The sequence below is a fragment of the Vreelandella titanicae genome, from assembly GCF_014697095.1.
Taxonomy (GTDB): Bacteria; Pseudomonadota; Gammaproteobacteria; order Pseudomonadales; family Halomonadaceae; genus Vreelandella; species Vreelandella titanicae.
In genome coordinates this window covers 1,391,325-1,404,287 of record NZ_CP059082.1, presented here as the reverse complement: position 1 = coordinate 1,404,287, position 12,963 = coordinate 1,391,325, and the positions used below count along the sequence as shown (strand labels likewise).

Sequence of the window (12,963 nt, the reverse complement as noted above, 5' to 3'; positions counted from 1 at the left end):
GAGGGCTGACACATGTATGGAAGTTTGATTGATGCACTCCCAGCGGTGCTGTCTCTCGGTAATTTCGCCGCTGTCGTGCTCGGCGTTATAACGGGCATCTGTATTGGTGCCTTGCCCGGGCTCAGCGCCACCATGGCAATCTCGGTACTGATTCCCTTCACCTTCGGCATGGATCCACTAGTGGCACTAGGCATGATGGCCGGTATCTATAACGGCGCCATGTACGGTGGTGCTATTCCCGCGGTGCTGCTGCGCATTCCCGGCACCCCCGCCGCCGTAGCCACCAGCTTCGACGGCTACCCAATGGCCCAGCAAGGCAGGGGCGGCTATGCGCTTCAGGTCTCAGTGGTGTCATCCGCCATCGGTGGCATCGTCTCAGCCATCGTGCTCATGCTATTGGCCCCGCCGCTGGCCAAGGTAACACTGCTGTTTGGTCCCTCCGAGGTTTTCTGGGTCGCCGTCTTCGGCCTCTCGGCCATCGTCTTCCTGCTCGGCGGCGACGTCCTCAAGGGCTTGTTGAGCGCCTGTTTCGGCGTTTTCGTCTCGCTGGTCGGGCTAGACTCTATCTCCGGATATGACCGCTACACCTTCGGCCACTTGGAGTTACTCGACGGCATCAACATCGTGGTGCTGCTCGTCGGGCTCTACGCCATACCGCCGGCAATCGCCCTCCTGGAGGAAGTCGTGGATGTCGACACCTCCACGGCCAAAAAGCTCAATACGACGAGCCTCTGGAAGGCCTTTCCGAGCATGCTGAGATTCTGGAAGACTTGGCTGCGCTCTTCGGTGATCGGCGTGTTCGTCGGCATCCTGCCGGGCGCTGGCGGATCAATGGCGGCCTTTCTCAGCTACAACGAAGCACGTCGCGCATCCAGTAATCCCGAAGACTGGGGCAAGGGATAACCCGAGGGCGTAGCGGCCTCCGAGACTGCCAACAACGCCGATACCGCCTCAGCACTGATTCCCGCCTTGACGCTCGGCATCCCCGGCACCGCGGTGGCTGCAGTGATGCTCGGTGGCCTGATGATTCACGGTCTGCAACCTGGCCCGATGCTCTTCCGTGACAACCCCGGCATTGTGTTCGGCTTCATGTGGCAGTTCCTGTTCGCCGCCATCTTGCTGATCGTACTTGGCGGCGCCCTGGCCACCAACAGCTTTGCACAGGTTCTGCGTCTGCCGCGCCCACTGCTTGGCGCTTTCATCATCACCCTGGTTCTAGTGGGGGTCTACTCGATCAATGGCCGGATGTTCGACGTCTACTTGATGCTGGGCTTCGGTTTTATCGGCTACTTTATGGACAAGCTGAAGTTCCCATTGCCCCCAGTCGTGCTGGGCCTAATTCTCGGTGGCTTCGCCGAGCAGAACTTGCGTCTGGCTCTGCGGATTGGTGGAGGCGATTGGGCAGCCTTGGCAGCGAATACAACGTCAAAGGTGCTTATTGCCATGATTCTTCTTGTCATTCTTACGCCACTCTTTTCACGACTGTCCCGCCGTAAGAAGAGTCAGTCGACGGCATAGTACCCCCGTTAATAATTTATGCCCTCCGGTCTGATATGGCATGAAAGCGCGGCGCCCCTGCCGCGCTTCTTCTGTTGTTTGCCTCCGGTGACCAAGGGGATGTCAGCCCTTCATTCGCTTCGACTACTGGCACTTCAGCGGGCGTTCTCTTCTGCCGGCGCTGGCTATCGTTACAATATGCCTTGCCACCGCTATGCTTTAGAGCGCCACTGATAAAGGCACATGATAAACGGGGCCTAATTACTCTACGAACGCCTGAACCTCATCGAGGTCCACCACCACCCCTACTTGGCTGCCTTCCGTGAGCAGATGCCGGCTACCACGGTTAAGCGTATCGACAGAGAGCACCACCCCGGCGCACTCCACCGAATAGCGCACGATGTTGCCGAGCAGCTGGCAGCGGCGAATGATCCCGGGGCACTCCGGGCCAGGGCGATCCGGTCGTTCCACGTCCATCGCTCCTTCAGTCAGCGGCTGGAGGTAAAGGGCCTCTGGCCGCAGCGCCACGCGTGCTGAGTCGAAAGCCTCTCCCAGCAGTGGACGGGCCTGATTGCCGAAAAGTACGTTGTAGTGCCCCATAAAGCCCGCTGCTTGGTAATCCCTGGGCCGCGTATAGAGCTCTTCGGCGCTTCCCTGCTGCAGGATGTGCCCGTCATGCATCAGGAAGATACGATCAGACATCACCAATGCCTCTTCCTGGTCGTGGGTCACAAACAGGGTCGTCAGCCCTAATGTCTGCTGGATATCGCGCAGTTGCTGGCGCAGATGGCCGCGGATGCGGGCATCGAGCGCTGATAGCGGCTCATCCATCAATAGGATACGTGGCTCAACCACCAACGCTCTGGCTAACGCCACGCGCTGGCACTGCCCGCCGGAGAGCTGGTGGGGAAACTTGTCAGCATGCACATTGAGCTCTACCAGACGCAGTACCTCATCCACCCGGCGGCGGCGCTCCTCATGCGGCACCTTCTGCATACGCAGGCCAAAGGCGACGTTGTCGGCCACCCGCATGTTGGGAAACAGCGCATAATGCTGGAAGACCATGCCAACACCACGCTGCTGCGGTGGAAGCGCGGTGATCTCTTCGCCATCCACCACGATTCGCCCCTCATCCAGCCGATTCAGCCCGGCAATAGATCGCAACAGGGTCGATTTTCCGCAGCCAGAGGGCCCCAGCAGCGTGACGAATTCACCCTTGGCGATCACTGCATCGATGTGCGAAAACACCTGGGTAGTGCCGAAACGCTTGGCCAACCCCTCGAGATGGAGATAGCCAGAGGCCAGGGTGCTGTCGTGGGCTAACGGCGCACCGTTTAGGGTCGTCATGGGTTGGCCCCCTTGGTAATGGCGTGACCGGCCTGACGGTTCCCCAACCAGGTCAGCAACAGGGTGAACAGGAAGAGCGTTATCACCAATGCGCTGGTGAAGTGGCCGCTGGAGCCACGCATATTGTTGAGATACACCTGCAGGGTCTCGAAGCGCGTGCCTACCAGCATGTTGGCGAAGACGAACTCGCCGATCAGGAAGGAGAAGGACAGGAAAACAGCGACCTGCACCCCCACGCGGATGTTGGGAAGAATGACCAGGAAGAAGGCCTTGAAGGGCGTTGCCCCCAGCAGTTGCGCAGCTTCCATCAGTGACCTTACATCGATGGTGCGCAGGCTGTTGGCAATGGCCCGGTAGACGAAGGGCAGCGCGATCGTCACGTAGGTAAACATCAGAATCCAGGGGGTGCCCACCAGGGGCAGCGGGCCGCCAGCGTAGAGTTGCAGCAGGCCTACCGAGGAGACCACAGGAGGCACGGCAAAGGGCACCAGGATGAGGCCACTCATCCAGGCATCCAGCCGGGGATAGCGGGTATGCGCCAGGAACGCCACCGGCACCACCAGCACCAAACTCAGCACCAGCGCCCCTACTGTGACCAGCATTGAGCGGGCGAAGGCCCACTGAAAGCGCGGTGTACTCCATAGCTCCCAAAACCACTTCAGGGTCAGCCCGTCAGGCAGGAGGGTGGCTCCCCAGCTGGACGCCAGCGCATACCCCAGGGTGGCGAGCAGCGGCAGTAGCGTGAACACACTCCACACCACCAGTGCATAGGGAGATGGCCAGGCAAGGCGACATATTGGCAGTGGCGATACCCCAGATCGGGAAAGGGTGAGATCAACGCTCTGCGACATAATGGCTCCTGCGCACTATCCACTGCTGAATCAGGGTGACCATTGCCAGTAACCCGACCAGCACCAGCGCCAGGGCGCTGGCCAGATTGGGCTGCAGGAAGAGATCCCCCGAGACCAGATTGGCGATACGGATAGTCATGAGGTTGTAGCTGGTATTGACCAGCGCATAGACAGTGGCATAGGCGCCCATGGCGTTGGCGATCAGAATCGTCAGCGTCCCCGCCAGTGCCGGTCGGAGGATTGGCAGACCGATATGGCGCCAGTAGGCGATGCGCCCGGCACCCAGCAGACTGGCAGCATCCCGCCACTCTGCCCGCACCCCCTCGAAGGCAGGAAACAGCAGCAGTATGCCCAGGGGAATCTGGAACCAGGTGTAGATCACGATCAGGCCGTTGCGCGAATAGAGCGAGAAGCTATCGATCAGCCCCACACGCTGAAGAGCGATGGTCAACACCCCGTTGGCGCCCATCAGGATGATGAACGCGAAGGCCAGCGGCACACCGGCAAAGTTGCTGGTCATGTTTGTGAAGGCGATCATCCAGCGCCGCAGCGGGCCGCTGGTGCGGGTCAGGCTGTGGCATGCCAGGGTGGCGATGATCAGCCCCAGCAGGCTCGAAATCAGTGAAATCTCCAGGCTGCGCCCAATGGCCTGACGAAAGAAGGGCGAACCCGCGATCTCCCTGAAGTGGCCGAGTCCCCAGGCGCCCTCGACGTGGAAGGCACTGATGGCGATCCAGCCGAGCGGCGCCAGTTGGAAGGCCACGAATACCAGCGCAAAGGGTACCAGCCATAGCCAGGCGGGCAGCAGGCGCTTCACGACGCCGCCCTCCCCTCGGCCAGCAGCTCGGCGTGATAGGGTTTGTCATGCTCCAGGCCCAGCAAGGTGGCCAAGGTACCGCACAGCCTTGGCTGCTGCAGCGATGCCACCGGCGCATGAGCAAACGCCTCGCCAAATAGCCACAGTGGCACCCGGCGCTCCTCCTCCAGCAGGCCCGAGTGAGAACCGTCGGCGTTCATGCCGTGGTCGGCGGTCACCATCACCTGGTAGCCCTCAGCCAGCCACTGCGGCAAATAGTCGGCCAGGGCGCTATCGACGCGACGTGCGGCGTTGCGGTACTGGGGCGACTCACCACCATGGCGATGGCCGGCATCATCAACATTCATGCTGTGCACCAGCAAAAAGTCTGGGGCGTTGAGCCGGCGCAGCGCTTCGGCGTCGCTGAACAGGTGATCGTCAGGGTAGTGATCCTGCCAGTAGAAGAGGCCCACCTGGATCGCGCTCTCCGCATTCTGGTGGAAACGGTGGCGGGCAGGCACGAAGGGAGCCTCAAGATAGAGCTCGCTGACCCAGTGATAGGCCGCTGCCGCAGTACGCCGCCCTTGACGAACCGCCAGATCGAACAGGCTGGTGCCGGTTGATCGGCGTACCACTTGGTTATGCACCACCCCAGAGTCCACAGGCCGGTCGCCGGTCAGCAAACACTCATAGAGGGGACGGGACATGGCTGGCAGCTCGCAGTTAAGCGCGTGGAAGCTGCCACGGCCCGCTTCACAGAGGGCATGCAGGTGGCCCATAGCGTGCCGCCCCACGGCATGGTTAAGGCCATCGAGCACTACGAGAATGATGCGCTGAGACATCACAGGCTCCTTGCCGCCTCCTGAGGAGACGGCAGTTAGTCGGAAAGAGGAGGCGGTTACTGCTGATGGATCAGCACCTGGGACTGCCACTGGCTCGGCAACTGCCGTGCGCTCATTTCCCAGGCGTCGAAATCCTCTACCGCACGGGCATTGGCGTACTGCTCATTGGGCAGCAGTTTGGCGGCGATCTCGTCGGGGAGGGTCAGGTGCTCGGCGCGAATCGGGCGGGCATATCCCTCCGCCAGGTTGAACTGCCCTTCGTCAGAGAGGATGAACTCGCGAGCCAGCTTGGCCGCGTTAGGATGCGGGGCGTGCTTGTTGATGATGGTGGCGTAGCCAGAAGTCACCGAGGCATCGCCAGGAATGACCACATCGAAGGCATCACGGTTGATCTGATCACGGTAGTTCAGAGCGTTGAAGTCCCACATCAGCGCAACCTCGACCTCCCCCTTCTCGAGGTTGGCGATGCTGGGATCCGCCAGTGACAACCGCCCCTGGCGGGCCAGCTCGGCAAATAGCTCCAGCCCTGGCAGCAGGTTATTTTCATCACCACCGTTGGCATAGGCGGCGGCGAGCACAGCGCTGTTAGCCTGAGCCGCTTGCCCTACGGCGCCCAGCGCTACGCTGTAGTCGCCCTCAAGCAAGTCAGCAAAGGTGCGCGGCCGTTCCGCTTCCGGCACTAGCTGCTTGTTGATCATCAAGGCGATAGTGCCGGTATAGCCCAACACCCAGTGGCCGTCCTCATCCTTGGCCCAATCGGGAATCTCTTCCCAGGTCGTTGGCTTGTAGGGCTGAGTCACGCCTTCTGACACGGCGATGGGGCCAAAGCTGATGCCCACGTCACCGATGTCAACGGTGGCGTTTTCACCCTCGGCCTTGAACTTGGCTATCTCCTCGGCGGAGCTCATGTCGGTATCCATGTGCTCCAGACCATACTGTTCGTGCAAGTCGGCCCAGGTGTCTTTCCAGTTGGCCCAAGAGTCCGGCATGCCGACACTATCGACGCGCCCCTCCTCCTGGGCAGCGGCGATCAGTTCGGACAGGTCGGTATCCGCTTGGGCCGGGCTTGCGAGAAGCGCCGTTCCGAGCGCAGCGGTTAGCGTCAGTTGCAGCAGCGACGAGCGTGTCGGATTCACAGTATGGCCTCATTCGGTTAGTCAGGGTGATGCCGCCATCTGGTCTAGTTCAGTAACGGCTGACAAAAGGCATACTAGGGGGTGGAAATGACAAAGGCATGTCGCTTGAATGACATTCACATGTACTTACAATAGCGGCAATTGCTGCTGAAATTGGCGGTTATAGCTCAGACATGTCATCACCCTGACATGATACCTTCGCTAAAATAGCCTGCAGACGACTGCGTGCGAGCTTACGCAGTCTGAACTAGACCAGAAGCGAGCTTCCTTTGACCACTACGCTGCCACACGCCACGCCATTTAGCGCGAATAACGCTTCACCCTGTCTGACGCCACCGACCAGCCGCCTTCAGCAGGCGCTACTGGGCATGCTGGCCGAGGAGGCCCCCTCTGCCACTGGGCGCCTACCCTCCGAACGACAGATGATGGAGCGCTTCTCAACCACACGCATCACACTGCGTGAGGCGTTGATGCAACTGGAGGCCGAAGGTCGCATCTATCGGGAGAGCCGCCGCGGCTGGTTCGTCTCCCCGCCTCGTCTTCGCTACGACTTACTCGCCTCTCTGCCGTTCAAGGAGATGGTAGCGTCCCAGCAGCGCCACCCGGAAACCGAGGTACTCAAAGCCACCCAGTGCCCCGCCCAACCCAGGGTAGCGGCCCGTCTGGGTATCCTGGAAGGAGCACCGGTTTTCCACATCATCCGGGCACGCCGTATCGATGGGCGCCCCGTGCTATATGTCGAACACTACCTACGCGCGGACTGCTTCCCCGGGATTCTCGCGCACGACCTCGTGACCTGCTCACTCACCGAGCTCTATCGCAGCCACTACGGCATACGCATCAGCCGTGTCAGCTTCGAGCTCTGCTCCACGGTGCTGCATTGTCGTGCGGCTGAGGCACTGCGCGCGGCCTCAGGAGGGCCTGCTCAGCGCGTCACTCGCATCAACTACGACCAGAATGGCCGAGCCATCGATTACGACGATGAGCTTTGGCGGCATGATGCGATTGAACTCACTGTGTCGGCGGCGCCGCAGAGTAGTGCGTAGCGCCGCCCCGACGCGTTATAGAGGAACCTTAACCGTTTCGTGCATCAAGCACCCTTGAGCCAGAGCTGCTTTCTGAAAACGGCAATCACGCCATGTTAGAGGGCTTCAACTGAAGCATCCGGAGGAGAAACGCAGCCACCCTGGTCGTCGATATGCTGTGTACCGACAGCGCACACCAGCGGGTCTTCTGGGGCGTCTCCGAAGGCATGCTGGCCGCCATGCTTATCGTGCTGGCGGGCGATGCCGGGCTGACCGTATTGTAAAAAGTGATCACCGTCCTCAGCCTGCCTATGTTTATCATGATGTTCGTGCTCTACCGCGGCCTCTCGCATGAGAAACTCAGCGAAATCAAGGTAGGCGCACCGCCCAATCAGAAAGAGCTAAGGAAGATTAGGTGGTAAAAAACAGGGGGCTGCGAGTGATTGCAGGTTCCTGTTTTTGATTGTCTCGTTCGGTAGGTTGAGTCTGTGAGCGTAAGAAAGACACTTGAACGTTACTCCGTAGTCAACGCAAGTCTCTGCTTATCTATCTCGGACAGCTGGATTGCGCCGTTTAAGATCAATTTAAAGGGTAGGCGAAACGTTGAAATATCATGCCCACTAGCCTCAGTCTTCTTAAGCAGCTTATGTTAGGCTAATTTTAGTAGTTGGTTTATCAGGTACTAGATGCATGAAAAGGGGGCTAACGACCCAAACCCGACAGACCGTGGGCGACCCGGAACTAAACGGCACCTACTGACTGATCGAAAGGGAACACCGCTGGCGGTCGTTCTCTCCGGGGCCAATATGCATGACAGTGTTCCCCTATCTGTCCTGCTAGACGAGGTACCCCCCGTCGCTGGTCGTCTGGGTCGTCCTCGCCAGCGACCTCGTAAGCTTCACGCCGACAAGGCATACGACTTTGCTCGTTGTCGCCGTGCCTGCAGTAGACGCCATATTCAGGCTCGTATAGCCAGACGTGGTGTGGAAGATACTCAGCGACTGGGACGACATCGCTGGGTGGTTGAAAGAATCTTCGCCTGGCTGGAACAGATGCGTCGGCTCGCAACACGATATGAGCGGCGTACTGACATCCACTATGCGTTCACTTTACTGGGCTGCTCCCTGATCTGCTTGAAGCGACTCACGCGACAGTTTTGAAAGGCGCTCTAACACTGACCGCCACATCTCCCACGAAGCCATCTACAACGCGCTTTACCTCTTGCCGCGCGGCTCGCTCAAGAAGGAACTGATTGCCTGTTTGCGCCAGGGTGAAGGTAAACGACGCCCTGGCAGCTATGGCGGTGGAAAACCAGCTGTTGTATCACTCAACCATTTAGACCATCAGTTTGAAGTAACAGCGCCAAATGTTGCTTGGGTGACGGACATCACTTACATCCGAACGTACTAAGGCTGGCTTTACTTAGCGGTGGTTATCAGAGTGCGCGAAAAACCCCGCACTCAAAAAGTACGGGGTTTTTCGCGCACTCTGATAAAACAAGGGGCAGCCCATGGCTGCCCTCTACTGACAGGCTGCGAGATAGGCCGCTTTCCATGGGGTTGCTTACGCTTCGCGTTTGCCATCCACCAAGCGCGACAGCTGCCATGGGTTGCCGTCCTTGAGCGGCTCGGGCAATAGCCCTTCCGGCAACGCCTGGTAGCACACCGGGCGCAGGAAGCGGAAGATCGCAGCACTGCCTACCGAGGTGGTGCGGCTGTCGGAGGTCGCCGGGTACGGCCCGCCGTGAACCATGGCGTGGCACACCTCGACCCCGGTTGGCCAGCCGTTGGCGAGAATCCGCCCGGCCTTGCGCTCGAGTACCGGCATCAGCGCCTTGGCCGCTTGCAGATCGCCGTCGTCCATCTGCAGGGTAATGGTCAACTGGCCTTCGAGCTGGGCCGCGACACGCTTTACTTCATCCTGGTCGGCACACTCGATGACCAGCGAGGTAGAACCGAACACTTCTTCTTGCAGCTCGGTCTCGTTCAGGAAGTCGTTCGCCGTGGTGACAAACAGCCCCGCCTGGCACTGGTTGGGCGACTCGCCCACCTGGCCACGTGCGGCTTCACGCACCTTGCTGCTGTTGGACAGCTGGCCAACACCCTGCTGGTAAGCATCGTAGATGCCCGGCGTGAGCATGGTCTGGGGCGCGCTGCCCTTCACGCCTTCTGCAGCGGCCTCGACGAAGGCATCGAGCTCGGCGCCCTTGACCGCAATCACCAGCCCAGGATTGGTGCAGAACTGGCCTGCACCCATGTTGAGCGAGCCGACGAAGCCTTCGGCGATCTGCTTGCCGCGTGCCTTGAGCGCCTCGGGCATCAGGAACACCGGGTTGATCGAGCTCATCTCGGCATATACCGGGATCGGCTGCGGACGCGACTGAGCGGTCTTCATCAGCGCGGTACCGCCGCTCCGCGAGCCGGTAAAGCCCACCGCCTGGATACGCGGGTCGGCGACCAGCGCCTGGCCGATCTCGCTACCCGAACCGAACATCAGCGAGAAGGTGCCTTCAGGCAGCCCGCGCGCTTTCACTGCACGCTGTACCGCACGGCCGACCAGTTCGGAGGTGCCGGGGTGGGCGGAATGGCCCTTGACGATCACCGGGCACCCGGCGGCCAAGGCCGAGGCGGTATCGCCGCCGGCCACCGAGAAGGCCAGCGGGAAGTTGCTGGCACCGAACACCACGACCGGGCCCAGGCCGATATGGCGCTGGCGAAGGTCGGCGCGCGGCATCGGCTGGCGGTCCGGCATGGCCGGGTCGATGCGCACGTCGAGCCATTCGCCGGCACGCACCACGGAAGCGAACAGGCGCAGCTGGCCGCAGGTACGGCCGCGCTCACCTTCCAGGCGGGCCTTGGGCAGGCCGGACTCGGCCATGGCGCGCTCGATCAGTTCATCGCCGATGTCCTCTATCTCGCTGGCGATGGTCTCGAGGAATACCGCGCGCTCCTCGAGAGAAGTCTCGCGATAGGTGGCGAAGGCCGTCTCGGCGAGCTCACAGGCACGCTCGACCTCAGCCTTGGTACCACCCAAGTAGGTCGGCTCGAGGATCTCGTTGGTGGCCGGGTTGATGGCGTTGATGGGCTTGGAACTGCCGCTGACGGCGTCCTGGCCAATGAGTAACTTGCCTTCTAGGGTCATGTCGAACTCCTTGCTGTTTGCTGTCAAAGCGATTTCACGTCGATAGGCGCGCTGTCCGCTTCAAAGCGTAGTGGATTGCGCAACGGACGGCCGAAATCGGCGAGGCTGATCTCGAAACGGTCACCCTCGCGGGTGCGAATGTCATCGGCGAAGCTCAGCGTGGCGGTGCCGAAGAAATGCACATGCACGTCGCCGGGCCGACGGAAACCGACGTATTTGAAGTGATGGTGCTCGAGGTTGGCCAGACTGTGCGCCATGTTGACCTCACCGGTGAGGAAGGGTTTCTCCCATACCGTCTCGTTGTCACGCACGATACGGCTGACCCCCTCCAGATGCGCAGGCAGTTCACCTACCATTAGTTCGGGGCCGAAGCTGCAGGCCCGCAGTTTCGAGTGGGCCAGCCACAGATAGTTGAAGCGCTCGGTGACGTGGTCGGAAAACTCATTGCCGATAGCGTAACCCACCCGCCACGGGTGGCCGTCATCGCCAATCACATAGAGCCCGGCCAGCTCTGGCTCCTCGCCAGCGTCCTCGGCGAAGTGCGGCACGGGGATCTCGGCCTCGGGGGCCACCACGCAGGCGCCGTCGCCCTTGTAAAACCATTCCGGCTGGGCACCGGGGGTGCCAGCCTGGGGCTTGCCGCCCTCGACTCCCAACTTGAACATGCGCATGGAGTCGGTCAGTTCGGATTCGCTGACTTGCGTCTTGGCATGCATGGCCGAGCGCGTGTCCGCGCTGCCTAGGTGGGTGAGTCCGGTGCCGGTGACCAGGCAGTGAGCCGGGTCCGGATGGGTCAGCGGGGGCAACAGGCTTTTTTCGTCGATCAACTGGGCATAGTCGAGCCGGGTCTCGGTCGCTGCGGCTTCGACGATGTCGGCCAAGGAGCGCCCCGCGGCGATGGCGCGGCGGGCCAGGCTGTAGGTATCTGCATCGAGCAGCCGAACTTGGCTGTCACTTTCGACCTGGGCGGCATGCACCTGGCCTTGATATACACATTGAATCAATCGCATGCGACCTCCGTTGGTTAGGTTCTCAATGACGCGTTGATGCCGAATCAGCCAAGCAAGGCCAAAAGGCCTACGGAAGACTCATCGGTTATGACTAAAGTCTAGATGAAAATAGATTCTAGTATACTAGTATATCTCATTGTGAAATAAGCTCAACCGATCGATCCGGTGAGCGTTGCAGCGCTGAGTGCCAGTTGAAACTTGTCAGGCATAGGCATCGGATAATATCAATATAAAATTAAGGGTCTTAGCATGAGTGAGTGTAATTTGGTGCAGGCAAAGAAAGGATTCGTCCTGCTAGTCACGGCTTCCGCAATGATGATTGCTTTGGATTCTCAGGCTCAAAGCACAGCCACAATTAAGGTTGCAAATTACTTTGCCGAAGATCATCCACAAAACGTCGCATTACGGGAACATTTCAAGACATCAGTGGAAGAGAATTCCGACATGTCTGTGCAGATATTTCCCAATAGCGAACTGGGAGATGAGCGCCAGTACACTAATGGCGTGCGAAACGGCTCTATTGAGATGGTCGTTGCTGGCATGGGTCTCCAAACGGCAGAACCCAAGATTGGCTTTACCGAATGGCCGTTTCTTTTCGAAACATACGATCAGGCCAACACTTTGCTAAATGGTGTAGTCGGTGACGAAATCGAGCCGCTGTTCCGCAAGCTAGGTACGGAACCGCTAGGTTGGACAGCGAACGGCTTCCGAGTGGTCTCGAGCAATCGTCCGATCACTAGCATGGAGGACTTCGAAGGGCTTCGTATGAGGATGCCTAACCTTGCAATGTATGTAGATGTTGGCCAGGCACTGGGCGCCAACGTGCAAACGCTGGGTTTCTCGGAAATCTTTACGGCGCTGGAGCAGGGGGTCGTTGATGGTCAGGACAATCCTTATGCCACGCTTTACAATTCCGGTTGGTATGAAGTTCAAAGCAACGTTCTAGAAAGCCGGCACATGTTCAGCCCCAATATTTACCTCATGAATAAGAAGTTCTTCGATAACTTGAGCGAAGAGGACCAGGATGTCATCAAGCTAGCTGCCGAAGAAGCGATGGAAATGGAATGGCAGCTCATGCAGGAGTCTGAAGAAGACATCAAGGCCAAGCTTAAAGAGGAAGGCCTGACTATTCATATGCCGAGCGATGATTTCCGCCAGAACATGGTCGATGCCATGGATCCTCTCTACGAAGATTTTTATGAAGAGTATGACTGGGCTAAAGACCTGGTAAACAAGGTAAGAAACTACTCGGAGCAGTAACGGTGTGCGGAGCCATGCCAGAAGCATGGCTCCGTAATAGTAGTCCCCCCATTCCCGA

10 protein-coding genes and 3 pseudogenes are annotated in these 12,963 nt (G+C 59.5%); 5 read left to right on the top strand and 8 right to left on the bottom strand.

Features of this window, described 5'->3' with window-relative positions; translation table 11 throughout:
- Positions 1-12 precede the first annotated feature (12 nt).
- A pseudogene (locus tag HZS52_RS06625) lies at positions 13-1,518 on the top strand (tripartite tricarboxylate transporter permease).
- A 240-nt stretch (positions 1,519-1,758) separates the two neighbouring features.
- Here HZS52_RS06625 and HZS52_RS06620 read toward each other — a convergent pair.
- From HZS52_RS06620 to HZS52_RS06600, 5 genes are read right to left on the bottom strand one after another with little or no spacing between them, the layout of a single operon-like run.
- Positions 1,759-2,844, bottom strand: coding sequence for an ABC transporter ATP-binding protein (locus tag HZS52_RS06620; protein WP_190374376.1), 1,086 nt, complete (start codon positions 2,842-2,844; stop codon positions 1,759-1,761).
- Entirely contained in the window at positions 2,841-3,695 is an 855-nt protein-coding gene (locus tag HZS52_RS06615; RefSeq protein WP_223828070.1) for an ABC transporter permease, read from the bottom strand. The genes HZS52_RS06620 and HZS52_RS06615 overlap by 4 nt, the downstream gene beginning before the upstream one ends.
- A complete protein-coding gene (locus HZS52_RS06610) occupies positions 3,679-4,512 on the bottom strand; it encodes an ABC transporter permease (RefSeq protein WP_190374375.1) in 834 nt (277 codons plus the stop codon). Before HZS52_RS06610 ends, HZS52_RS06615 begins: the two co-directional genes overlap by 17 nt.
- Entirely contained in the window at positions 4,509-5,333 is an 825-nt protein-coding gene (locus tag HZS52_RS06605) for an alkaline phosphatase family protein (RefSeq protein WP_190374374.1), read from the bottom strand. The genes HZS52_RS06610 and HZS52_RS06605 overlap by 4 nt, the downstream gene beginning before the upstream one ends.
- A 56-nt stretch (positions 5,334-5,389) precedes the next feature.
- Positions 5,390-6,469: an ABC transporter substrate-binding protein gene (locus tag HZS52_RS06600; RefSeq protein ID WP_223828069.1), complete on the bottom strand. Its 1,080-nt coding sequence runs from the start codon at positions 6,467-6,469 to the stop codon at positions 5,390-5,392.
- 269 nt (positions 6,470-6,738) lie between these two features.
- Here HZS52_RS06600 and HZS52_RS06595 point away from each other — a divergent pair, with 269 nt between their 5' ends.
- Positions 6,739-7,515 carry a UTRA domain-containing protein gene (locus HZS52_RS06595; protein ID WP_190374373.1) on the top strand — a complete coding sequence of 259 codons (777 nt, stop codon included), beginning with the start codon at positions 6,739-6,741 and terminating at the stop codon, positions 7,513-7,515.
- 95 nt (positions 7,516-7,610) lie between these two features.
- Here the strand turns inward: HZS52_RS06595 and HZS52_RS06590 are convergent, their stop codons facing one another.
- Positions 7,611-7,847 (bottom strand): hypothetical protein, encoded by a 237-nt coding sequence (locus HZS52_RS06590; RefSeq protein WP_190374372.1) that lies wholly within the window; start codon positions 7,845-7,847, stop codon positions 7,611-7,613.
- A 348-nt stretch (positions 7,848-8,195) separates the two neighbouring features.
- Between HZS52_RS06590 and HZS52_RS06585 the strand changes: the two are divergent.
- A pseudogene (locus tag HZS52_RS06585) lies at positions 8,196-8,654 on the top strand (IS5 family transposase); the annotation flags it as partial.
- Between the two features lie 118 nt (positions 8,655-8,772).
- Positions 8,773-8,901, top strand: a pseudogene (locus tag HZS52_RS24345) (IS3 family transposase); the annotation flags it as partial.
- 156 nt (positions 8,902-9,057) lie between these two features.
- On the opposite strand, the gene HZS52_RS06580 reads toward HZS52_RS24345, so the two are convergent.
- Together HZS52_RS06580 and araD1 are read right to left on the bottom strand one after the other, a co-directional pair.
- Entirely contained in the window at positions 9,058-10,635 is a 1,578-nt protein-coding gene (locus tag HZS52_RS06580; protein WP_190374370.1) for an aldehyde dehydrogenase (NADP(+)), read from the bottom strand.
- A gap of 23 nt (positions 10,636-10,658) precedes the next feature.
- A complete protein-coding gene (gene araD1 / locus HZS52_RS06575; RefSeq protein WP_190374369.1) occupies positions 10,659-11,645 on the bottom strand; it encodes an AraD1 family protein in 987 nt (328 codons plus the stop codon).
- Between the two features lie 249 nt (positions 11,646-11,894).
- Here araD1 and HZS52_RS06570 point away from each other — a divergent pair, with 249 nt between their 5' ends.
- Positions 11,895-12,905, top strand: a complete 1,011-nt coding sequence (locus HZS52_RS06570; protein ID WP_223828068.1) for a TRAP transporter substrate-binding protein — start codon at positions 11,895-11,897, stop codon at positions 12,903-12,905.
- Positions 12,906-12,963: the final 58 nt, after the last annotated feature.

Coding starts and splice junctions, on each gene's coding strand:
- HZS52_RS06620 (WP_190374376.1), bottom strand. CDS start 2,844: ATGACGACCCTAAACGGTGCGCCGTTAGCCCACGACAGCACCCTGGCC.
- HZS52_RS06615 (WP_223828070.1), bottom strand. CDS start 3,695: ATGTCGCAGAGCGTTGATCTCACCCTTTCCCGATCTGGGGTATCGCCA.
- HZS52_RS06605 (WP_190374374.1), bottom strand. CDS start 5,333: ATGTCTCAGCGCATCATTCTCGTAGTGCTCGATGGCCTTAACCATGCC.
- HZS52_RS06590 (WP_190374372.1), bottom strand. CDS start 7,847: ATGCGAGAGGCCGCGGTAGAGCACGAACATCATGATAAACATAGGCAG.
- HZS52_RS06580 (WP_190374370.1), bottom strand. CDS start 10,635: ATGACCCTAGAAGGCAAGTTACTCATTGGCCAGGACGCCGTCAGCGGC.
- araD1 (WP_190374369.1), bottom strand. CDS start 11,645: ATGCGATTGATTCAATGTGTATATCAAGGCCAGGTGCATGCCGCCCAG.
- HZS52_RS06570 (WP_223828068.1), top strand. CDS start 11,895: ATGAGTGAGTGTAATTTGGTGCAGGCAAAGAAAGGATTCGTCCTGCTA.